The sequence below is a fragment of the Nostoc commune NIES-4072 genome, assembly GCF_003113895.1.
GTDB lineage: Bacteria > Cyanobacteriota > Cyanobacteriia > Cyanobacteriales > Nostocaceae > Nostoc > Nostoc commune.
Window position 1 is genome coordinate 286,945 of sequence record NZ_BDUD01000001.1, and the last position, 21,895, is coordinate 308,839.

A 21,895-nucleotide genomic window follows, 5' to 3' on the forward strand; every position below is an offset into this window, starting at 1 on the left:
GAAAATCTACTCTGTAAAAGTTTTATTTTGTCAATACCAATTTTCTAAGTTGATTTATGCCACCAAACTGATCTTTTATCATCCCGTGCGATCGCGTAATCCTAGTGTAAAAGTGATCGCTTCAACATTAAAAGCGATCACTTTTTTCCCCTAACTGTCTAAAAAGTTCCCAAAACGGGCGCTACCTCAACCTCAGAAATTTGTGGAACCAAGAATCCCTTAGCATAAATCTGGGGATTTGTTTGCGAGACTATGGCATAAGACTGGCGAAGATTAGCATTGACTGCAACAGTCTTCACGTCGTACATCTGCATCGCCATTTTGGGATAGAAACCAATACCAATAATCATCAACAGAAAACAGGCAGCGATAAACACCTCACGCGGTCTAGCATCGTCGTAGACTGCTTCTTCTGGTACTAAGCAGTCTGTACCAAAACAAACTGTTCCCTCATCTTCTTGATTTTCCAAACCTGCATTATTAATGTCACATAGGAGTGCTGCATCTTTTCCATAAAATACCTCTCGCAGCATGGAAAGTAGATAGATAGGTGTGAGGATGACTCCAACTGCGGCGAGAAAAACTGTGACGGTGCAGAAAGTTGAACTGTAAACGTCACTGCTTGTCATACCAACAAATACTGAGAGTTCGCCAGCAAAGCCACTCATACCGGGAAGTGCTAGAGATGCCATTGCTCCGATTGTAAACAGGGCAAAGACTTTGGGCATGGCTTGACCAATACCACCCATATCTTTCATTACCATTGTGTGGGTGCGATCGTAAGTAACGCCGGCTAAGAAGAACAGCACTGATGCAATCAAACCATGCGAAATCATCTGCAACATCGCACCGTTGATTCCCAAATCAGTGAATGATGCAATCCCAAGCAGCACAAACCCCATGTGGGATATCGACGAATAAGCCAAACGCCGCTTCATATTCGTCTGAGCAAAGGAGTTCAATGCACCATAAATAATATTGACAACGCCGAGAATCGCTAGAACCGGCGCAAAGTAAATGTGTGCATCGGGGAGCAGTTCAAGATTCAGGCGAATCAGTCCGTATCCACCCATCTTCAGCAATACACCAGCTAGAACCATTGACACAGGAGATGATGCTTCGCCGTGAGCATCAGGCAACCAGGTATGCATCGGGAAAACAGCAAGCTTGACACCAAATGCAACCAATAACCCTGTATAAAGTAGCAGCTGTAGTCCAAGAGGATATTCCTTCTTAGCCAGGGCAGTTATATCAAATGTCATATCACCGCCGCCGTATAGCCCCATTGCCAAGGCTGCCACTAAAATAAATATAGAAGCTGCTGCGGTATACAACAAAAATTTTGTAGCCGCATAGCGTCGCCTTTGCCCACCCCAGATGCAGACTAGTAGGTAGACAGGTATCAACTCTACTTCCCACATAATGAAAAATAGCAGCAAGTCTTTGGCAACGAACACCCCTACCTGTGCGGAATACAGCACCAGCATTAAAAAATAGAAGAGGCGGGGACGGTGATCAACTTGCCAGGCCGAAAAAATCGAGAGTGTGGTGACAAATCCTGCCAGAAGCACAAGTGGCGCTGAAAGTCCATCGACTGATACTGCCCAGTTAAGACCCAACTGAGGCATCCACGCATAACTTTCCACCATTTGAAAACTAGCATTGCTGGCATCGTAATGCTTCCAAAAGGCATAGCACATCAAAGCAAAGTCTGCGATACCTATACCCAATGCATACCACCGCACGCGCTTACCATCTTTATCAGGCAGCACAGGGATAAGCAGGGAAGCAACGAGTGGCAGCAAGACAATCGCGGTAAGCCAAGGAAATTGATCCGCTATCATGCTGTATGAGAAAAAATACTTATTTGTGAATGATGTTATTCTACTAAACTTTGTAACAATTTCTTCATAAGTATTTGTCCCAGTTAACCATAAATATTTGTCCCAGTTAACCGCTTTGACTCAAAGACAATTGACTTGAAAATGGCGACTGGGGACTGGGGAAGAAAGATTTTTATTTGCTCACGGTACTAATCCAGCCCGCAAGGCACGGACGGCAGCCTGTGTCCGGTCAGCAACACAAAGTTTATTGAGAATACCTCGAACATGAGTTTTTACAGTACCGACTGTTAAATAGAGCCTTTTCGCAATTTCTGCATTGTCACACCCAGCGACAATCAACTCTAAAACATCCATCTCCCTATGAGTTAAAGGATAGGTGACTATGCTTTTTTCAACATCTGGGTCAATACCTTCAATCAAGACTCTTTTTCCAGATGCGCCTCTGCTACTATCGGGGAAATCTTGACGTATTTGTTGTAGTACAAGGTCTGCGATCGCTGGATCGATCCATGAGCTACCTGCATGGGTCGTTCGCACAGCCTCAACTAGTCTTTCAGTTTCGATATCCTTCATGCAATAAGAATCTGCACCTGCTGCAAATGCTGCTAAAACTGCCTGTTCGCTGTTTTGCATGGTTAAAATTAGCAGTTTTGTAGTATAATCTTCATTCTCTGCTTGATATTGCCTAAATGTGCGTGTCAGCTCAATACCATCCATGTCAGGCAAACCGATGTCAATAGTAGCAACATCCGGCTTAAGACTTTTCAGAAGCTTAATGCCTTCGGCTGCATTGGCTGCTTCACCAACAATATTAAACTCTGGCTGGGTTTGTAAGGCAGCCCGTAAGCCGATTCTCGTAAGGTTGTGATCTTCAATTACAAGGATCTTGATTTCATTCATAGTTGCTTGACTTTACTGTTATCTATCTAAAGTACAGATTAAAATAATCTCGTTCTTCTATCCGGTATCTTATACAAAAAGCAATGTAGTTGGTATTGTTTACTAAACTTCATCTACCATTAGACATAAATAACCTTATCTCGTAAGTTTTTCTAAAGCAAGAGTTTCGATATGGCAATAAGAAGTCAATCAAAAAATATTTTTATACATTAACTTGAGAATAGATGTTTCATGGTAAACAATTTTCCATTAAAAATCCGGTAGCAAGTAATCGTCGGTGACTATTAAATAGTTGCCCTTGCAGTGGCTAGGATGATTCACATAAAAGGGGCTAAAATACCTCACCCTCAGACCCAAACACAGATATTGCTTGGATAACCAGACGGTTAAAATACTTGTTAAAATAAATATCTTAATACATACATAAAATAAATCACTAGTGTAATTACTTAAAAAGCCAAGATTTTAATTCAGGAAACTTGAAAGGAAAATGTGAATCCTTAATAATCTCAGCGCTGGTGAAGTAAGCTATTACTAGATTTGCGAGGGATAGCCAAGCACTTCTTTTTTTTATTTAGCCATGTCTTTAACTAAAACTGTCAAAAAAGATAAAATTCTAGCTGTCGATGATGTTTTTGACAATTTATTGGTCTTAGAAGCTGTCCTAGAAGATGAGGGCTATGAAATTAGCTTAGTCGAAGATAGCAAAATTGCTCTGGCTATGGTTGAGGAGTCGCCGCCAGACTTAATTCTCTTAGATGTGATGATGCCGGAGATAGATGGCTATGAATTTACTCGACGCATCCGGCAAAATCCGGCGTTGCCATTTATCCCCATTTTGCTGCTCACGGCTCACTATGCGTCTAGCGTTGTGGAAGGACTTGATGCTGGTGCAGATGACTTTATTCGTAAACCATTCGATCCTAATGAATTACATGCACGAGTGCGATCGCTCCTCCGCCTCAAGCATAGTATCGACGAACGAGATCAGATGGCTAACCTGCGGGCAGATTTTGTCTCTCGTTTTACTCACGATTTACGCATCCCACTAGTAGCCTCTAACCGCGTATTAAAATTATTGTTGGAAGGCAGGTTTTGCGATGTTTCGCCACAATTGCAAGAAATAATTGATACCATGATTGGCAGTAATCAAGACCTGCTGGAAATGGTAAATACCTTGCTAGAAGTTTATCGTCATGAAGCGGGTTGTAAAACCTTAAAAATTTCTCCCTGCAATATTCAGGAATTAGTTGGTGAAGTTTCGCAAGAATTAACTCCTCTAGCTGAAGAAAAAGGATTAACTGTAAATATTGATCTAGGTGAAACGGTAAGTACCGTTATGGGCGATCGCGTTGAACTGCGGCGAGTTTTAACAAATATTATTGGCAATGCCATTAAATTTACAGACAAAGGTTCTGTAGATATTCGCTGCTATCCTACTCCATTAGCTGTGACTATTGATATCCAAGATACGGGCCCGGGAATTTCTAAACAAGACCAAGCAATATTATTCGAGCGATTTCGCCAAGGGAAACACCAACGTTCTGGTAGTGGTTTAGGACTATATCTATCTCGCTGCATTATTGAAGCACATCAAGGCACAATCGATGTAACATCTGAACCAGGGCAGGGTAGTACATTCACTATCCGTCTCCCTGTAGCAGTCGAAAACTAAAAAGTAGGCATACAAAATTATTTTTTTGTAGGATTTGTGGCAGCATTTGGCAAGACAGCAAGCGGGTTGGCGAAAGTAAGAACTTTATCAATGGCACAATGGAACCGCCGATCTTGACTATAATAGGACTTACGCAAAAATTGCTAAAAAGCTTAATTTCTCGAACCGCCAAGACGCCAAGAGCGCCGAGAATTCGTAGAGTGTGCGTAAGTCCTATATAACAATGGCTATCTACCACTCTATTTTTTATTTTCTGAGAATTAAGAGCCGATGTAATTTGTTCTTTTTGTTTCTTGGAAGATTCAGTTTATATCAATACTGCTCGGTTTTTGGATTTTTAATTCGGAATTTGGTTTGGGGAAAAGGTTACTGGGTTTAGGTTAAAGGTTTTTTCTTTCCCTTTTCCCCAAAACCCGACAAGTATTGCAGTTTATATTTCCTTAGTGTAACAAATAGGTTTTTTGCAATCAAAAATAGTGTTCACAGGCAAAATCCGTGAACACTAAGATAGAAAACTCAGATATAGGAGGAAGCAGGCAAAAATAAATATTTTTACCGATCAGTTTCTGGAACAATATCGGGACAGTATTGGCAAAAGCCTAAAGCCCAAGGTAAAACATAGATTTGAAAAAAGAAGAAGGTTCAGTAAATAATTATTTTACTTACACCTTCTTCTTAAATAAAGTTCAGCCTATTCTAAATTCTTTTTAACTTCATCTTTGATATTCTCAGCAGTGTGGCGGACTTGAGCTTCAGCTTGTTTGGCTTTACCTTCAGCTTTATCTTTAGGATCGCCAGTTACTTCACCAACCGCCTCTTGGACTTTACCTTCAACATTTTTAGCAAAAGCTTTTGCTCTATCTTCGATACTCATATTTTTTCTTCCTAAGTGTGTTAATTGTTGATTAGTTTTTTATTGCTTGCTTGAAAAGCGCTGCAATGTTTATAGATTACTTTTAGACAAGTTTTAATTCTTCTATCTGACGATGTTTTTATGAAGAATATTTGTATCCGTTGTACATAAATATTTAAAGGTTAAATTCATCTTGAGAATTCAACTAATATCCAAAAGAGAGAAAGGCATTCTTATATTGTTCAGTCTTAAGACAAGATAATTTATAACTTTAGGTAGATAGTGATGCTGATAAACCGCAACTTGGCTTATCACAACTGGATATAGTAAAGTATGTCAACAGGGTGCAGAGGCTTTCAGTTTGGTGGTAGATAGTGCAATATTAGTGAGTCCGTGTATTCAATTCCGAGTAAATGAGATGCTTTAAAATACTTTCGTCTTTAATTACTAAATGAGGTTAGTTAAATGTCTGAACTTACGAATGTTCAATATATTTTGAATTGGTTAAAATCTACCAATCATGATTTATTTGATTGTTACAATCCAGGTTTAACTCTCCAGCAGACTGACGAAATTACCAAGGATTTACCATTCAGCTTATCCGAAGAAGTATACGAACTTTATCAATGGCGCAATGGAACCTTAAAAAGAGATATATCGAAAATATAACTCAGAATTAAAAAAATATGAAAGTGGATAATAACCAATTGCTTCCTTAGAAAACCTGTGGTATTTAAATATTAATAAAAATAGCTTGAATATAAAGAATAATGAAGTACTTATTGCTAATTTGGGTGCTTATACTCTGTTTAGTCGCTCCAAGTGCAGCGATCGCTAACAACAAGCCCCTTCATATCTACACTCAAGCAATACAGCCCTATACTTTAATATCTGGAGTTGGGACAATCCACCATCCAGTTTCCACTTCTAATCCCCAAGCGCAAGAGTTTTTCGATCAGGGATTAAATTTGATTTACGCTTTCAATCATGATGAGGCGGTGCGTTCTTTTCAATACGCTGCCAAACTCGATCCACATTTAGCGATCGCATATTGGGGTATCGCTCTAGCTCTAGGCCCCAATATTAACTTAGCAATCGACCCCAACCGAGAATTAGCTGCTTACCAAGCGGTACAGCAAGCTTTAGCACTTTCCACTCAAGCATCTGCCGAAGAACGAGACTACATTACCGCCTTAGCAAAACGTTACTCCCAAGATCCTGATGCAGATTTGTTTCAACTAGCGCTTTACTACGCAAAAGCAATGGGAACCCTAGTTAAACGCTATCCAGATGATTTGGATGCGGCGACGCTTTACGCTGAAAGCTTGATGGATTTGCATCCTTGGCAGCACTGGACTAAAGATGGCAAGCCACAGCCAGATACAGAAGAAATTGTGGCTATTTTAGAATCAGTCCTCAAACGTAACCCGAATCATACCGGAGCTAATCATTACTATATTCATGCAGTGGAAGCTTCACCTACTCCAGAACGGGCCCTTGTGAGTGCCAAAAAACTAGGAACCCTAGCACCAACAGCCGGACACTTGGTACACATGCCAAGTCATATTTATTTTCGTGTAGGAGATTATGAAGGGGCAATGCAGGCAAACGAGCAAGCGATCGCTCAAGATGATATTTACATCAAAAAATATCAAGTCCAGGGCACTTACGCCATGATGTACTACAACCACAATATACATTTTCTCATGGTGGCCAGTAGCATGGCAGGAAAATATAAAGATGCTCTCCAAGCCGCAGAGACGTTAGTCGCAAATGCTACTGCAATTGACCCCTACGCACCAATGCTTGAGGGATTCCTGGGCAGCAAAATGCTGATTCAGACACGCTTTAGTGATTGGGATGCCATTTTAAAAACTCCCGCCCCCGATGCTAAATTGCCCACTACCACAGCACTTTGGCATTTTGCTCGTGGTATGGCAAGTGCAGCCACAGGCAAACTTGAAGATGCAGCAAGTGAAAGTCGGGCATTGGTTGCCGCCAAACAGGGAATTTCCACCGAAGCAACTATTGGCTTTAGTCCTGCCAGTCGCATTTTAGACATTGCCTCAAAAGTTCTAGACGCTAAAATTGCTAGAGAAAAGCATGATTATGAATCTGCCATTTTATTGCTAGAAAAAGCAGTGGCACTAGAAGATACCCTTGATTACGTGGAACCACCAGACTGGTACTTTCCCACACGGGAATCTTTAGGCAGTGTGCTTTTGGCTAAAGGTGACTATGCACAGGCTGAAAAAGTCTTTCGTGCTGATCTAGAAAAGTATCCCCATAATGGGCGTTCTCTATTTGGCTTGCAGGCAAGTTTACAGGCATTGGGGAAAGATAAGGCTGCTCAACTTGTCAAAGCCGAATTGGAAACAGCTTGGAAAGGTGATATAAGCAACTTGCTATAGCCAACATGTATTGAGGGAACGCCAAAAAATAAATTATCCAATTTTTGGAATCAAAACCACTTTTTCTCCCCCTGCTCCCTGCTCCCCTGCCCTAAAAGCGACGCACCAGAAAGCGGTTAGATAATTTTTATAACTCAAATTAGGATTGCCATACCCTTTATTTGTTGCCTGACTTTGCCTTTCATATTAAAATTTGGGAGTAATACTTTTGGTTAATACAGTCAAACGTTCAATTCGGATATTGAAGATGCGCCCCTGCATGTCTGATTTCCTTAATCACCCTATAGGATTTATCTTCTTCCATTTCCAACCCTTTTTTTGCGGTGGGCTGTACTTATGGTAGGTGGGGGCAGGCGATCACGTAAGTGCGATCGCATCACTAGTTAATTATCTGTTAACGATCTACTGGATGCAGAGAGTTGGCTCGTATGTCATCCTAGATTAGGAGAGTTAATTTGGTGATGTCTTTGGTTTTAGTATTGAAAGGCTTTTTCCTTTTAGTATTTACAGACTACTCAGAGAAATTAAAATCTCTACACAGTGATGATTTTGGAGAGAATCGATGTCAATTTATGTAGGTAACCTCTCTTATGACGTTACACAAGAAGATTTAAGTGGTATTTTTGCAGAATATGGTACTGTAAAACGGGTTCAAGTACCTACTGACCGTGAAACAGGTCGTCCACGCGGCTTTGCTTTTGTGGAAATGGGAACCGAAGCTGAAGAAGCAGCTGCCATTGAAGCTCTCGATGGTGCTGAGTGGATGGGTCGTGACCTGAAAGTGAATAAGGCTAAACCCAAAGAAGATAGAGGTGACAGAGGTTCCTTTGGTGGTGGTAGAGGAGGATACGGCGGTGGTGGCGGCGGTGGACGCAACCGCTACTAATGTTGGAAACAAAAAAATTTACCTAGAGTCTTAAGGTCAGACAAGGTGTCTGTCTTTTTTTTGTAATGTTAGTGCTTCCATAGCCATTGATGAAGTCAACTTAGTTAGGAGAGATAATGACCCAAGTAATTGTAGGTGACAATGAACACATTGAATCAGCCTTACGGCGATTTAAGCGAGAAGTTTCCAAGGCTGGAATTTTTCCAGACATGAGAAAGCATCGCCATTTTGAAACGCCCCTAGAAAAACGCAAGCGCAAAGAAGTTGCCAAGCACAGACAAAGTAAGAGAAGCTTTCGTAACTAAGGGCTGACACAATACGTACGGTTAAGGAATTTCTTGGTTGAGGCAGGCAGGGGGGCAGAGGGAGAAGAGAAGCAGGGGGAGCAAGAGGAGAAGCTGTTCTTGATACAAGAATTACTGAACAATAACTTTCTTTCCTCCCCTGCCTCCCCTGCATCCCCTGCCCAAGAGCTTATCCGAACCGTATTGAGGGCTGACATAGATATAACGAATGCCCTCATAAAATCTATGAGGGTTTTCCTTTTGGCTATTTTAAAATCAGGAAACCTAAAGAAACGCTAAAATCAAGTCAGCCTTTGTATTGTAGCGGTTGTGTCTCACATCACTCAGAGGGCGGTTCACTGTATAAATCCTGATTGTCAACGTCCTTATCCTCAGCCTTGGGGAAACAAATTTTGCAACAGTTGTGGCGCACCGCTAGAACTGTTAGACCGCTATGTTCCACTTCAGGCTTTGGGGTCGGGAGGATTTGCTCAAATTTACACGGTTTGGGATGAAAAAACTCAAACAGAGAAAGTGCTGAAGGTGTTGATAGAAGATTCACCAAAGGCACTGGAGTTATTTACCCAAGAAGCGGCGGTTTTATCTAGTTTGAACCATCCAGGTGTCCCCAGAGTCGATGCCGAAGGGTATTTTCAGGTACAACTGTTTAACCCCAAACCGCACCAATTGTCTTGTCTGGTAATGGAAAAAATTAATGGACGGACTTTAGAGGAGATATTAAAAAAGTTTCCCCAAGGCTGTCCAGAGGATTTAGTTTTAAACTGGTTTGCCCAAGCTGTACAGATTTTACAAGAATTACACAAACGTCAGATTCTTCACCGGGATATCAAACCTTCTAATTTAATGCTGGGCACTTCTTCGCCATCTTTAACCCCGTCTCAAGGGCAAACAGGGGGCGATCGCTTAGTACTAATTGATTTTGGAGGAGCAAAACAATTTAGCCCCTCTAAGCTGCGTTCTCAGTCTAGTTCCACTCGATTATTTTCTTCTGGCTACAGTCCACCAGAACAAGTGACTGGAGGGATTGTCGGGCCAAGTGCCGATTTTTATGCCCTTGGTCGAACCATGATTGAACTACTAACAGGCAAGTACCCGCTAGACTTAGAAGATCAGCAAACGGGAAAATTGCACTGGCGAACTACGGTAAATATCAACCCCCAACTAGCAGATTTGCTGGATGAGATGGTGCAGGAGGATGTGCGATCGCGTCCAGCAAATGCAGCTATAATTCAAAAACGTTTGGCGAAGATTTCTCAACCATTACCGCCATCAGGATTATTTGCCCAACTGCGAGACAAGGGTAAGCTTGCTTCAACGCAAGTTTCCCAAAGATTTACACAGTTAATACAAACTATTGAACAAGTTTTAGCTAACTTTAGCCAAGCTGTAACCAAAACCGTTATTTTTATTGCTCAGACAATCATCAAAATTTTGCAAGCTTGTTTGGCGACGATTTGGGCGATGATTCTGGCTTATGTTGGCGCTTGTTTTGGTGCGATCGCAGGTTTTATTTTGGCATATCACACAAGCTTAGGTCGTCAGGTTGTGGAATTTATTTGGAATCAGCAAAACCAATTAGTGCCAAATACTCAACCCGTCTTGGGGGCAGATATTTTGGTATTCGTCGCCGCAGGCTGGGGAACCGCTTGGGGACTGACAGTATCCGGCTGTTTTGGTCAACAGCGACGCTTTTTAGTAGCGTCGCTGATGGGCATGATTAGCTATGGCTTCGGCTGGTTGATTTTGCAATTAATGACACCCAAAGATAGCGGTGAGGGCTTAGTGGCAGTGATTTTAGTGGGAGTTTGCCTACTTACCTTAAGTTTAGGACTTCGTAGCCATCACATAGTGTACGCTGTATTCGCTGCCTTTGGTAGTGCGATCGCCTATGCAGTTTTGATTCTTTTGAGGTTAGCGCCTCCGATTTTCCAATTCTCTAGTCAACCAGGCTGGTCAGAGTTACAGTTACCTCTGATTTTTTTTGGTTCTGTGGGTGTCTTTATTAGCTTCTGGTTAGGAGTGAGTTACTACCTAATTGTTCCTGGATTGCGGTTTTTAGGGTGGCGTTAAATCAGTGAATAGTTATCAGTTATCAATTTTTAGCTAATAGCTGTTGAAGAACCCCATCCCAATACTGTGCAAATCTGCGATCGCCTAGAATCAGGAAGCTACTAACTCCTAACTCCCTACTCCCTTTCAAATACAAAGGATACTTTAGATGGTTGCCCAAATCCAAGAACTTGAAGCCCAGCACTGGGTTAAAACTCGTTCTTCTCTCGACCCTAGCGAATCTACTTTCCTGATTTGGAAAGGTAAAATTTACGCCTTTATCCCCGGTGAGAAAAAACAACTCTTGTTTAAGATGCTGGGATTGAGTGTTAGCAGATGTATTCCCACAGATGAGGGTAGCTGGGATTTTACTTCCAGGGAATTAACTTATTACCTCAACCCACAAACAGATGAAGTTTTAAGCAAATGGGAAAATCCTTGGACAGGTGAAACAGTTCCGGTGATTCACGTTGCTAATAATCCAGTGCAGGGCAAGTTTAAAGGAAATTTCCCCGCACAAGTAGATAATGACAGCACAACCTTTGTTTTTGATATATTTCCCTATTACCCCAATCCCTTAGCAGAAGACCCCAAATTTGCCGAATACAGCCCAAATCCAATTTATCAGGCAGCAGAATTATTTAAATTAACAGTGCCAACCGCAGACTTATTCAATACAGCCCTCTCCTCAGTTTCTCAACTCAAACTAAGCTGGGATCGGATTGGTCAATGGCTTCCCTGGATGAAAATGGGCGATCGCCCCGGTCAACTGATCTATAGTGCTGTTGGCAGCAAAGTCAATGGTTTAGCAGAATTGCCTCCACTGTTGCAAGACGAAATTAATAACCGTATTCCTTTATATAAAAAAGCCCCAAAATCATTCATAGATGGAGAAGATATGACTTCGTGGTTGTATTTCCAAAAATACTTTCAAGCTTACTTAGCTGGTGAAATCTTCCCGCTTCCCCAAGCAGAAGAATTTTAAACTAGTAGCCCTGCAAAATTAATGACAATTTAAAGTTTTTGCTTTTAGAAGATTTTCAAACAGACCGCATAGAAAATCCGATTATTCTATGGGAGCGGGGAAATCTACTAACCTTAGCTGTTTCAGATAATCCACGAAATTATCCACCTTTTGACCCGCAGTGGATTGAACACACCATTCGTTTTTACTGCCAACTTCGCTCTAAATTAACAATACCAGAGTTGATTATCCACTCTCAAGCCGAAGCTGCCTCTACAAAATATCTACAATCAGTAATAGATAAGTTCAAATAGCGAGAGTAAAACTCACGATTAATCCCTAACAAACATAGAACCTCTTCCTCTGCCCCTTTGCTTCCTTCAACCAAATTTCGCCTCTTGCCCTGAACAATCAAATAAATGTAAACCTAACCGTTGGGAAAGTTCTTCACACACCTTTACCCCCCGCACACTGTTACCACGCACATCTAACAGAGGCGAAAAAACTCCAATGCCCATCTTATTGGGTACAACGGCGATAATCCCACCACAAATTCCGCTTTTCGCCGGAATCCCAATTTTATAAGCCCACTCACCTGCAAAGTTGTACATTCCGCAGGTATACATCACACTCAAAATATCTTTGATATAACGCTTATCTATCGCCTGTTCTTTGATAATAGGGTTAATACCTTTGTTAGCAAGGGTAGCCGCCATCACCGCTAAGTCTTGGCAATTCACCATCACAGCACACTGCTGAAAATAAAGATCCAGCGACTCTTCAATATTCCGGTCAATCATGCCAAAGTTGAGCATCAGATGCGCCATTGCCCGGTTGCGATGTCCTGTACTGCGTTCTGAGGTAAAAACTGAAATGTCAACGAACACATCGTGCCCAATATATCGCCGAAACATATCCAGCATTCGGTTGAGGCGTTCGGTGGGGCCGGAACCTTTAATTAAGCTGGTGGTGGCGATCGCACCTGCATTTACCATTGGATTATAAGGTCGCTTCGATTGCTCATCCAAAACAATCGCGTTAAATGCATCCCCCGTCGGTTCCACGCCAACTCTAGTCAAAACGTAATCCAGTCCATGATCTTCTAAGGCAAGTCCATAAGCAAATACCTTGGAAATTGACTGAATGGTAAAGAGTTGGTCATAGTCTCCGACCTTGTAAACTTGACCATCTACTGTCACAATGCAAATGCTGAACAACTCCGGGTTTACCTTTGCCAGTTCTGGAATATATTTCGCTACTGCACCCTCCCCCAGTAACTTGTACTGAGAATGCAAATCCTTAAGAACAGCTAATAATGGCGATGGATTTATTTCTAAATCTCCTTGATGTGTTTGTGTGATCACGCTGATAGCATTCCCCAAAATACTCACTATATATAGTAGGGGTACAGCTGTACATCCCTACAGCTGCAAAGATTTTTCGACAGATAGTTTGCTTTAAAAAATCATATTTGAGCAAGTACTTAGATTATAAAAAGTCTAATGTGCTTTATGATACCTAATAATTTGAAGCTACAAGCGATCGCAAAGATTTCTTAATTTTTTTATCATTCATCCTGAAAAATATTAAGTTGAGTATCTCCCTTTTTTTGATACTCAGTATTACTGTAATGCCAAGTTACATATATCACTATTTTTAGCCTAGTCATGGAAAATAAAAGTCATGATTAATCTAAGTGGAAAAAACTTTGAAAAAAGATACTAAACCCAAATTAATTTACATAATTATTTAAGATGTAACTCATATCATGGCTTATTCATAGAGAAATCTAAAGATTTTATAAAATAATTTATTTTGAGTATTTCTGCCGATGCCATTCAATTAAAGTTATATTATCTTCTAATTGGAAATAGTCAAAATAGATGTAATTTAAAATACACGGGTAGCGACGAGCCTTTATAACCGATGGGAATAGGGTATCGTCGCTTTAGCGTGCAATAAGCGTAAAGTTTTTTTAATAATTTTTGGACTTGCCAAAAAAAGCGTTACATAGCCAAAGTCCGCAATTGAGAAAGGTTTCACCCTAAAAATTGGAATTGAAATTGGGAAAGCTGCCAAGAATTACGCTAAAACCCTGATCCCCAAGCCAAAAGGTTCGTGCTAGTCTGTTGCAGTTATAAACAACAAAGTGAAAACGGAACGAATTCGAGTTTTTCAGGAGGGAAGTCACTTTCACAAAGTGAAGAATCCCGCGAATCATAAAACTTAAATTCTATAGTCGCTTTAAAAAACGGACGCATGAATCAAAGACATTTGTGGATTATTGTTACCCTGTCTATGGCTGCTTTGGGCATACCCTCAGTTGGTTGCACTCAAACCACCAAGGGAAATGCGCTAGCTTCCCAGAAATCACTCGCCCCTGATGTGGTGAAAGTGGGAGAGTATCAATCCAGAGCAGGGAAACAAACCTTGGATGCTGTGATTACAGAAATTCATCCTCACAACGTTAAAGGACGTAAGGCGGCAACCCTTTTTATCCGAAATATACCTGTTCTCACCTTTTTGAGTTCTGTATCAAATACGAATCTTGAAACTAAAAAAGTTGGTGCAATTGGAAATGGGGGCGTACAAAAGTACGCCCTTATTGCTAGCAATTCATCAAATGAACTGGATACTGGCAGCGTAACAGATGTAAGTAACCAGATTAGCTCCGGTGACAATGACCCGGTTCAGATAGCTGGTGTAATAGCAGCAAAAATCAACCAGTTGAATCGGGAAAATGTGGACGGGAGTAAGATTACCGTAAGTTGGAAAGCAGGGGAAAAATCGACTGACAATCAAGCGCAAAACAAAAGCGCCCCAGTCCAACCAAATGGCGATCGCTACGTAATCAAAATTAATGGCGAAGAATTAGTCGAAATCAACGAAGGTACGCGATTAGCAGGTAGTACCAACAATCTGGCGCAAGATGCATTGCAAGCAACCAATCGCCTGCGAAGACTTCTAGGCAATGCATCTCCCTTAAAAGAGATTGCTAATTTACCACCAGTGCGTCTGCCAGAATCAATACAAAAGCTGCCTCAAGAGGCAGTTGGAGTAGTGCGAGCCACTTTGAGAGGTATGGCTTCTTATTACGGCTATGACGGTTCTGGTAATCGTACTGCTAGCGGACAGAGATTTAACCCAGAAGGCATGACTGCTGCTCATCGCAGCTTACCCTTTGGTACAAAAGTCCGGGTAACCAACACCCGCAATGGTCGTTCTGTAGTATTGCGGATTAATGACCGAGGCCCATTCATTCGGGGTCGAGTCATTGACGTGTCTGCTGGTGCGGCTCGGATTTTGGGAATGATGGGTAGTGGTGTAGCACCAGTGCATATTGAAGTTTTGGGGAAATAATCAAGTAGGGAGTAGGGAATAAGGAGTAGAGGATCAGCTTTTTCCCAATGCCCCATGCCCAATACCCAATGCCCATTCCCATAACAATTCCCCTAGTTCAATCATCTCTTCCCTCTCTTTCAGATATAAACTAACGGGGGAGGGATCGATAAGAACTAGGGGTATTTTTGTGCGCCTGCTGACAACAGTCGCAGCTTTACGCTGCTATTTAACTAAACGCTACTCAGAAAACAAGCTAATTGCGGTTACTGAGGATCTAAAACTAGATGAGATGACTGGCTGGTATCAGACCGCAGTCGGTCTGGTGCCAACGATGGGAAATTTGCATCAAGGTCATTTAAGCTTGATTCAACGGGCGCGGCAAGAAAATTCTACGGTGATTGTAAGTATTTTTGTCAATCCCCTACAATTTGCTCCCAATGAGGATTATCAACGCTATCCCCGCACTTTAGAGCAAGACCAACAATTTTGCGAACAAGCTGGGGTAGATGCAATTTTTGCGCCGACTCCGGAAGAAATGGTAGTTCCCCAGAAGAGTATACAAGAATCAAAGGTTACACAAGTTATCCCCCCGTCTGCTATGATAACAGGCTTGTGTGGTCGTTCTCGGCAAGGTCACTTTCAGGGTGTTGCTACGATTGTGACCAAACTTTTCAACTTGGTACAGCCTGACCGTGCCTACTTTGGTCAAAAGGATGGTCAGCAACTGGCAGTTATTAAACGCTTAGTAGCTGACTTAAATTTGCCAGTAGAAATTGTTGGTTGTCCAACAGTGCGAGAAGCTTCGGGTCTTGCCTTCAGTTCTCGTAATCAATATTTGACTGCAACGGCAAAAGAGCAAGCGGCGGCATTATATCGGGGCTTGCGACGCGCTGAAGCTGCTTTCCTGGCAGGCGATCGCAATAGTAACAAGTTGATAGCACTAGTACAGCAAGAAGTGGCTATAGTCAACACGATTTTAGTGGAATATATTGAATTGGTTGAACCGACTACGTTAATGTCTTTAGAAAAAGTTCAGGAGGAAGGAATGTTGGCGATCGCAGCTCGTCTTGAGTCTACACGTTTGATTGACAATATTATATTGCGCGATCGTCAACCTATTATCGCCATTGATGGCCCAGCCGGGGCTGGAAAATCTACAGTGGCGCGTCAAGTGGCAGCAAATCTAAATTTAGTGTATTTAGATACAGGAGCTATGTACCGGGCTGTAACTTGGTTAGTTCTGCAAAAGGGGATTGCTGTTGATGATGAGTGTGCGATCGCTGAATTAACTAGCAAGTGTAAAATTGAACTTACCCCTACCCAGGATTTACAATCGTCGGTGGGGGTTTGGATTGACGGTATCGATGTTACCCAGGCAATTCGCACGATTGAGGTAACTTCTCTTGTATCTGCGATCGCGGCACAAAGCGCTGTCCGTCAAGCACTGGTTAAACAGCAGCAAAACTGGGGTAAAAAAGGTGGTTTAGTAGCGGAAGGGCGGGACATTGGTACTCATGTATTCCCCGATGCCGAAGTGAAAATTTTCTTAACCGCCTCTGTGAGTGAACGCGCCCGTCGCCGCCAGGAAGACTTTCACAAACAAGGTCAACCCGAAATCAGTTTAGATCAGCTGGAGCGGGACATTGCTGAACGCGATTGGAAAGATAGCACACGCAAAGTTTCTCCTTTGCAAAAAGCAGCAGATGCGGTTGAACTTCAAACCGATGGTCTGAATATTTCTGAAGTCACAGCACAAATTGTGAACTACTACCAGCAGCGTTTATCTCAGTAGTAAGCTGTTACGCATTTAATTTGTACATTTACTTGATGACTGATGACTGTTGACGGTTAACAGTCATCAGTCAGCAGTCAGCAGTTAACAACATCAAAAGTGTTTATATAGTTTAGACACGCATCAGCTTTAATGATCACTATTTTGGGTTAGTTTTTCAGTTCAAAAGGGTGGTGGGTGAGTAATTATCTACTTACCATCCTTAAAACTATACCTACCAGAAACAGTCCAGATGCAAAATAAATAATTTTAAAATTTTAGTTCGGTATTGCAGATATTAGCTTTTTTAAAGTACTAAATCATCACGCTTTCGACTGATTTTTCACATCACATTTAATCTTGCCACAGATAGAAGCCTGAAAGCTTTAATTGCTAAATGCTAGGTAAAAGGCAGTTTCTGCTGAAATTACTTATTAGTTTTTAACTAGGAAATATTAGCCATTTTTATTTATAGTCATTATTTCCTAGTGATTTGACTTATTTTACTTATTAGACAAGTACTTTGTTTTTATCCTCACTTTGGTAGTAAAATGACGATGTTAAGTTTTATGTTTCATCATTAAAGACATAAAACCTTAAAAATAAAAGCTGTTAATTTCCTAAGCTTCTGTAATAGCTTAAAACTGGAAACCGGTAAAGAGAGGATTTGACACGATGGCATTTGTACAAGACCCATTACCCTTCGATATTAATGCTTTAGAGCCTTATGGCATGAAAGCTGAAACTTTCGAGTATCACTATGGCAAGCATCACAAAGCTTATGTAGACAACCTCAACAAGCTCACTGAAGGTACAGAACTTGCTAATAAGTCTCTGGAAGAGGTGATCAAAACTTCCTTCAACGACTCCTCGAAAGCGGGAATCTTCAACAACGCTGCCCAAGTTTGGAACCACACCTTCTTCTGGAATTCCTTGAAACCAGCAGGTGGCGGCGCACCCACTGGCGATCTCGCAGCCAGAATCGATAAAGATTTTGGTAGCTTTGACAAATTCAAAGAAGAGTTCTCGAACGCAGCCGCAACCCAATTTGGCAGTGGCTGGTCTTGGCTCATTGATGATGGTGGTACGCTGAAGGTGATCAAAACACCAAACGCAGAAAACCCTCTAGCTCATGGTAAGAAAGCACTCCTAACCTTAGATGTTTGGGAACACGCCTACTACATTGACTTTAGAAACGCCCGTCCGGCGTTCATCAAGAATTTCCTAGATAACTTGGTCAACTGGGACTTTGCTGCTGAAAACTTGGCCAAAGCTTAATTAGCTGTCAGTTTTAAACTGGTTCCACCAATAAAAGGGAGAAATTAAAAAGAATTTCTCCCTTTTCTGTTATTAAGTGGCAAGACAGGCAGTAGCTTGAATAAAAGTAGTGGCATGAAAATCAAAATATAAAACATTATGGATAGCAAAGAATTAGCACAATACATAGAAGCAACTAATAGCATCACGAAACCTTGGCTATTGGTACAACTGCGCCTTAAGAAACTACAAGAGCGTCGAGCTACCCTTACAGACGATGTTTACGACAAAGAATTAAAGGACATTTACCAAGACATGATGAATTTGGGAGAATGGTGGCGTGGTATTGAAGATGATGTATTTTAAAGTTAGGAGTTATGAATTTTCCTAACTTTTAACTCTTGCACAGACGTAATTAATAGCGTCTCTACTCCTAATTTAAAACGCAACCTGATGGCTCAAGCTCTCGATCAAGTCGATTACGATACTCTCGATGCCGCAAAACGACGCTTCATTGATGCCGCAAAACGCACCCTTGGCTTTGCAAGCGCCTATGGCATTGTGCCCGCATCGGGTCTTGGAGCAAGTGCTAACGCTTTCAGCTTCAACCTCGCTCCATTTTTAGAGGCGGGGGCTAGAGAACTTTCGATGACACTTGTCCCGGAAGGACTGGGTACAGCAGACGATACTCGACCTGACGACCTTTCCGAAGAAGAACTTCGACGATTTTGGTGGAATATCGGTATCAAGATCATCTCGTGTCTTACGAACGATGCCGCAACATCAGGTATGCAGACTATACTTCTCGGTTTATATCTGCCGTCGAGTACTCCTGAAACGATCTTCACCCCAGCTTTCCTTGATGGGTTTCTGGATGGAGTGGTTGAAGGGTGTAAACGAGTGGGATGTGTCTATCTCTCAGGAGAAACTCCTCAACTAAAAACTAAGATGATTCCAGGTCGGCTTGACATCGCAGGCTCGGTTTTTGGGGTTATGCCGGCTGGCGTCGCTCCCATTGATAGCTCGCGTCTGGATGCCGGAAATACCATTGTTCTGGTCGAGAGTTCGGGGCCCCATGAGAACGGCTTTACCCCACTGCGAAAGCTTGCCCAGTCCCTCCCTGATGGCTATAGAACAAAACTTCCAAGTGGGCAAGAGTTCTGGAAAGCCATAAATGCCGCTTCATATCTTTACACGCCACTTGTGCAGGCGGTGCTTGGCGAGGGAATTCGTCCCACTGCGATGGAGAATATCACTGGACATGGATGGCAAAAGCTGATGCGCTCAGTGAAGCCGCTCCGGTATGTCATCGAAACGATGCTCCCAGTGCCGGAGATATTTACGTTTGTCGAGGGTCATCTTGAGGGCGGGGCTGAGACGATGCTTTCTGTGTTCAATTACGGTGCAGGATTTGCATTCTATACAGAGTCAGAGCAGGATGCAGAAAGGATTGTCATCCTTGCAAGAGAACATAAGCTTACGGCTGTGATTGCCGGAAGAGTTGAAGCATCTCTTAGCCGTGAGGTGGTAATAGAACCGCTCGGAATCACCTTGAAGGGAGATTCTTTTGGAATTGCGCGAGGAGTATAGTAGACTTCTTGCATAAGTCGGGAAAAGGGAAAGGGGGAAGGGGAAAAAGTTCTGTATTGTCCCCTTCCCCTTTAACCTTTACCCTTTTCCCCTCTTGCAAAAAGCACTTTTGCAAGAGGTCTAGTGATTCAGGAGCGTAGGCATAGCCCGTCGTAGACATCGCTACTTTTCTTGAAGTTATTATAGACTGACTTATGCGATTGCTGAAGTCATTACTAGTTATCTATATTAGTGTAATTGCTGAGGATAATAATATTATATTACACGTAATATAGTTTACTTTTAGGTTTATCAAAGGGAATTACTCTCTTAAGGCTTTAACAGTAAGTCTTTTAGCATAAATGCTATAAACATATTTATATAAATTTATATGCAATATTTGTTACTACTTATCTTGAAAGTAGTCCAAATTACGCATGACTACTGAGGTTAAGATTTGCTAACGTAGTCTTAACATATTGAAAAATTTGCTGAGAAAGCTGAGAAAGTAGCAGCGAACACTAATTTAGGGTGCTGAGTCTTTCTCATCTGTAGATGTACCGTTTTAGTGTGTTAAAAAGATATATTTTTGTTCAGAGGGGGTTATGGTTGTAAATTTGGCCCGAACTACTGCTTCCACAGAACTTTTGAAGCAAGTATTCCAAAACATTGATGCACAAAGTTGTCCAAGGTTATTCAACTTTCACATGCACACTGTCTACTCAGATGGTAGGTTGCAGCCGAGTGCATTGATGGAACAGGCGATCGCGATTGGATTAAAAGGGTTAGCCATCACCGATCATCATGGTATCATGGGCTATCAAGCAGCAATTGCTTGGTTAGAAGACTGGAAGTGGAATAATCCTGGTGCAAGCACTCCTTACCTGTGGAGTGGTGTGGAAATTAATGCCAACCTTTTGGATATAGAAGTTCACATTTTGGCTTACGCTTTTACACCAGAACACCCTAGCATAAAGCCTTATCTCCAAAGAAGACCGACTACAGGGCAAGAATATCAAGCAAGTAACGTGATTGCTGCTATTCATGAAGCTGGGGGATTGGCAGTCTTGGCTCATCCGGCTCGTTACAAGCGATCGCTTTTTGACTTAATTCCAGCTGCGTCCGAGAAGGGCATTGATGGTGTGGAAACTTTTTACGCCTACAATAACCCTAACCCCTGGAAACCTAGCGTAGTGGAATCAGAACAAGTACAAAAGTTGGCTGATGAATACTTTCTTTTCAATACTTGTGGTACTGATACCCACGGTTTGAGCCTGCTACAACGCTTGTAAAAATGAATCAATTTTTTTTGAACTCTCCTGGTTAAATCTGCCAGGAGGTTATTCTATTTTGGATTTTCGCTAATCAAGCCTGATATCAACCCACATTCGGCAGGTTGATTTGAACCATATTAGAGTTAACTTCAAGAGCTTGAGAAGCTATCTTGATTGTCTCTTTAGTAGCTTTTTCCTTACGTTCGCTGTAGCGGTCTGTGAGATAATCAACTTTGTCACGCAATAGCAAGGTAAATTTGTAAAGTTCTTCCATAACATCGACAACGCGATCGCGGTAGGGCGAATCTTTCATAGTCCCGTCTTCATTAAACTCCTCGTATGCTTTAGCCACTGAAGATTGATTCGGGACAGTGAACATCCGCATCCAGCGCCCAAGAATTCTTAATGTGTTGACAGCGTTGAAAGACTGAGAGCCGCCGCTTACTTGCATGACAGCTAAAGTTCTCCCTTGAGTCGGGCGAACGGCTCCAATACTTAGCGGAATCCAGTCAATTTGGTTTTTCATAATGCTAGAAATCTGACCGTGCAGTTCTGGACTAGACCAAACTTGACCTTCTGACCACAAGCTTAATTGGCGCAACTCCTGCACCTTTGAGTGGCTGTCAGGTACGCTGCCATAAATTGGCAGTTCACGGGGATCAAAAAACTTGACCTCTGCGCCAAGTTCTTCAATGATGCGTGCTGCTTCCTCTGCCAAGAGGCGGCTATAGGAACGCTCACGCAGAGAGCCATACAAAAATAAAATTCTGGGGGGATGGTCAAATGTCGTCATAA

The 21,895-nt window shown here is 42.0% G+C and carries 19 protein-coding genes; 14 read left to right on the forward strand and 5 right to left on the reverse strand.

Going from position 1 to position 21,895, the window contains the following annotated elements; translation table 11 throughout:
• Positions 1-158: 158 nt before the first annotated feature.
• Positions 159-1,844, reverse strand: a complete 1,686-nt coding sequence (locus CDC33_RS01240) for an NAD(P)H-quinone oxidoreductase subunit 4 (protein WP_109006940.1) — start codon at positions 1,842-1,844, stop codon at positions 159-161.
• A 180-nt stretch (positions 1,845-2,024) separates the two neighbouring features.
• Entirely contained in the window at positions 2,025-2,744 is a 720-nt protein-coding gene (locus tag CDC33_RS01245) for a response regulator (RefSeq protein ID WP_109006941.1), read from the reverse strand.
• Positions 2,745-3,324: 580 nt separating this feature from the next.
• On the opposite strand from CDC33_RS01245, the gene CDC33_RS01250 reads away from it, so the two are divergent.
• A complete protein-coding gene (locus CDC33_RS01250) occupies positions 3,325-4,419 on the forward strand; it encodes a hybrid sensor histidine kinase/response regulator (protein WP_109006942.1) in 1,095 nt (364 codons plus the stop codon).
• A 691-nt stretch (positions 4,420-5,110) separates the two neighbouring features.
• Here CDC33_RS01250 and CDC33_RS01255 read toward each other — a convergent pair.
• Positions 5,111-5,293, reverse strand: a complete 183-nt coding sequence (locus CDC33_RS01255; protein WP_109006943.1) for a CsbD family protein — start codon at positions 5,291-5,293, stop codon at positions 5,111-5,113.
• Between the two features lie 444 nt (positions 5,294-5,737).
• On the opposite strand from CDC33_RS01255, the gene CDC33_RS01260 reads away from it, so the two are divergent.
• The 7 genes from CDC33_RS01260 (at position 5,738) to CDC33_RS01295 (ending at position 12,201) form a co-directional block, all read left to right on the forward strand.
• On the forward strand, positions 5,738-5,941 hold the full coding sequence (locus CDC33_RS01260; protein WP_109006944.1) for a hypothetical protein: 204 nt from the start codon (positions 5,738-5,740) through the stop codon (positions 5,939-5,941).
• 101 nt (positions 5,942-6,042) lie between these two features.
• Positions 6,043-7,683, forward strand: a complete 1,641-nt coding sequence (locus tag CDC33_RS01265) for a tetratricopeptide repeat protein (protein ID WP_109006945.1) — start codon at positions 6,043-6,045, stop codon at positions 7,681-7,683.
• Between the two features lie 562 nt (positions 7,684-8,245).
• Positions 8,246-8,569: an RNA-binding regulator gene (gene rbp, locus CDC33_RS01270; RefSeq protein WP_109006946.1), complete on the forward strand. Its 324-nt coding sequence runs from the start codon at positions 8,246-8,248 to the stop codon at positions 8,567-8,569.
• A gap of 116 nt (positions 8,570-8,685) precedes the next feature.
• Positions 8,686-8,874, forward strand: coding sequence for a 30S ribosomal protein S21 (gene rpsU, locus CDC33_RS01275; RefSeq protein WP_012407716.1), 189 nt, complete (start codon positions 8,686-8,688; stop codon positions 8,872-8,874).
• Positions 8,875-9,183: 309 nt separating this feature from the next.
• Positions 9,184-10,944 carry a serine/threonine protein kinase gene (locus CDC33_RS01285; RefSeq protein ID WP_181373856.1) on the forward strand — a complete coding sequence of 587 codons (1,761 nt, stop codon included), beginning with the start codon at positions 9,184-9,186 and terminating at the stop codon, positions 10,942-10,944.
• Between the two features lie 148 nt (positions 10,945-11,092).
• On the forward strand, positions 11,093-11,908 hold the full coding sequence (locus tag CDC33_RS01290) for a DUF1838 domain-containing protein (protein ID WP_109006948.1): 816 nt from the start codon (positions 11,093-11,095) through the stop codon (positions 11,906-11,908).
• A gap of 38 nt (positions 11,909-11,946) precedes the next feature.
• On the forward strand, positions 11,947-12,201 hold the full coding sequence (locus tag CDC33_RS01295) for a hypothetical protein (protein ID WP_109006949.1): 255 nt from the start codon (positions 11,947-11,949) through the stop codon (positions 12,199-12,201).
• A gap of 66 nt (positions 12,202-12,267) precedes the next feature.
• On the opposite strand, the gene glsA is transcribed toward CDC33_RS01295, so the two are convergent.
• Positions 12,268-13,251, reverse strand: coding sequence for a glutaminase A (glsA, locus tag CDC33_RS01300; RefSeq protein WP_109012392.1), 984 nt, complete (start codon positions 13,249-13,251; stop codon positions 12,268-12,270).
• 895 nt (positions 13,252-14,146) lie between these two features.
• Here glsA and CDC33_RS01305 point away from each other — a divergent pair.
• From CDC33_RS01305 to CDC33_RS01330, 6 genes are all read left to right on the forward strand, one after another.
• Positions 14,147-15,247, forward strand: a complete 1,101-nt coding sequence (locus CDC33_RS01305) for a septal ring lytic transglycosylase RlpA family protein (RefSeq protein ID WP_109006950.1) — start codon at positions 14,147-14,149, stop codon at positions 15,245-15,247.
• 169 nt (positions 15,248-15,416) lie between these two features.
• Positions 15,417-17,021, forward strand: coding sequence for a bifunctional pantoate--beta-alanine ligase/(d)CMP kinase (locus tag CDC33_RS01310; RefSeq protein ID WP_109006951.1), 1,605 nt, complete (start codon positions 15,417-15,419; stop codon positions 17,019-17,021).
• 654 nt (positions 17,022-17,675) lie between these two features.
• Positions 17,676-18,278 (forward strand): superoxide dismutase [Fe], encoded by a 603-nt coding sequence (gene sodB, locus CDC33_RS01315; protein ID WP_109006952.1) that lies wholly within the window; start codon positions 17,676-17,678, stop codon positions 18,276-18,278.
• Positions 18,279-18,416: 138 nt separating this feature from the next.
• Positions 18,417-18,623, forward strand: a complete 207-nt coding sequence (locus tag CDC33_RS01320; RefSeq protein ID WP_109006953.1) for a hypothetical protein — start codon at positions 18,417-18,419, stop codon at positions 18,621-18,623.
• Between the two features lie 87 nt (positions 18,624-18,710).
• The gene (locus tag CDC33_RS01325; protein ID WP_109006954.1) at positions 18,711-19,847 is read left to right on the forward strand and encodes an AIR synthase related protein; all 1,137 of its coding nucleotides are present in this window, start codon (positions 18,711-18,713) and stop codon (positions 19,845-19,847) included.
• Positions 19,848-20,431: 584 nt separating this feature from the next.
• Positions 20,432-21,118, forward strand: coding sequence for a PHP domain-containing protein (locus CDC33_RS01330; RefSeq protein ID WP_109006955.1), 687 nt, complete (start codon positions 20,432-20,434; stop codon positions 21,116-21,118).
• An 85-nt stretch (positions 21,119-21,203) separates the two neighbouring features.
• Here CDC33_RS01330 and arsH read toward each other — a convergent pair whose 3' ends face one another.
• Positions 21,204-21,893 carry an arsenical resistance protein ArsH gene (gene arsH, locus CDC33_RS01335; RefSeq protein ID WP_109006956.1) on the reverse strand — a complete coding sequence of 230 codons (690 nt, stop codon included), beginning with the start codon at positions 21,891-21,893 and terminating at the stop codon, positions 21,204-21,206.
• Between the last annotated feature and the right edge of the window lie 2 nt (positions 21,894-21,895).

What these genes read in the sequence shown, in the direction of transcription:
- sodB (WP_109006952.1), top strand. Translation starts at nt 17,676, where the DNA reads ATGGCATTTGTACAAGACCCATTACCCTTCGATATTAATGCTTTAGAG.
- CDC33_RS01330 (WP_109006955.1), top strand. Translation starts at nt 20,432, where the DNA reads ATGGTTGTAAATTTGGCCCGAACTACTGCTTCCACAGAACTTTTGAAG.
- CDC33_RS01325 (WP_109006954.1), top strand. Translation starts at nt 18,711, where the DNA reads ATGGCTCAAGCTCTCGATCAAGTCGATTACGATACTCTCGATGCCGCA.
- CDC33_RS01260 (WP_109006944.1), top strand. Translation starts at nt 5,738, where the DNA reads ATGTCTGAACTTACGAATGTTCAATATATTTTGAATTGGTTAAAATCT.
- CDC33_RS01290 (WP_109006948.1), top strand. Translation starts at nt 11,093, where the DNA reads ATGGTTGCCCAAATCCAAGAACTTGAAGCCCAGCACTGGGTTAAAACT.
- CDC33_RS01255 (WP_109006943.1), bottom strand. Translation starts at nt 5,293, where the DNA reads ATGAGTATCGAAGATAGAGCAAAAGCTTTTGCTAAAAATGTTGAAGGT.
- arsH (WP_109006956.1), bottom strand. Translation starts at nt 21,893, where the DNA reads ATGACGACATTTGACCATCCCCCCAGAATTTTATTTTTGTATGGCTCT.
- CDC33_RS01245 (WP_109006941.1), bottom strand. Translation starts at nt 2,744, where the DNA reads ATGAATGAAATCAAGATCCTTGTAATTGAAGATCACAACCTTACGAGA.
- rpsU (WP_012407716.1), top strand. Translation starts at nt 8,686, where the DNA reads ATGACCCAAGTAATTGTAGGTGACAATGAACACATTGAATCAGCCTTA.
- CDC33_RS01320 (WP_109006953.1), top strand. Translation starts at nt 18,417, where the DNA reads ATGGATAGCAAAGAATTAGCACAATACATAGAAGCAACTAATAGCATC.
- rbp (WP_109006946.1), top strand. Translation starts at nt 8,246, where the DNA reads ATGTCAATTTATGTAGGTAACCTCTCTTATGACGTTACACAAGAAGAT.
- CDC33_RS01305 (WP_109006950.1), top strand. Translation starts at nt 14,147, where the DNA reads ATGAATCAAAGACATTTGTGGATTATTGTTACCCTGTCTATGGCTGCT.
- CDC33_RS01250 (WP_109006942.1), top strand. Translation starts at nt 3,325, where the DNA reads ATGTCTTTAACTAAAACTGTCAAAAAAGATAAAATTCTAGCTGTCGAT.
- CDC33_RS01240 (WP_109006940.1), bottom strand. Translation starts at nt 1,844, where the DNA reads ATGATAGCGGATCAATTTCCTTGGCTTACCGCGATTGTCTTGCTGCCA.
- CDC33_RS01265 (WP_109006945.1), top strand. Translation starts at nt 6,043, where the DNA reads ATGAAGTACTTATTGCTAATTTGGGTGCTTATACTCTGTTTAGTCGCT.